The following is a 269-nucleotide window of genomic DNA, read 5'->3' as shown; positions in this document are numbered from 1 at the left end:
AAAGATAAAGAACAAATTTATTTAAAAGCCCAAAAGGATTATGATGAATTAGTCCAGCATAATTTCACTCAAAGAATCTTAAATGATAAAGATTCTATAGTAGATGGAATTTATAATGAAAGGATTAAAAAGATTCATACTCAAACCATAGACTTAGCTAAAAATGTCAATGTAGGAGGAGAATACTTAACTAATGTAGGCTTATCTAAAGATACCATAGTAGGATTAAGCAATACCTTAAATGTAGGAGTAGATAATAAAGTAAGAGT

General features: G+C 27.5%; 1 pseudogene. It reads left to right on the top strand.

The features are described from left to right. Nucleotides 1-269: pseudogene (locus ELQ11_RS09785) on the top strand (VgrG protein); the annotation flags it as partial.

It is taken from the genome of Campylobacter sp. US50a, from assembly GCF_004379015.1.
GTDB lineage: Bacteria > Campylobacterota > Campylobacteria > Campylobacterales > Campylobacteraceae > Campylobacter_D > Campylobacter_D jejuni.
This window is presented reverse-complemented; position numbering and strand designations above follow the sequence as displayed.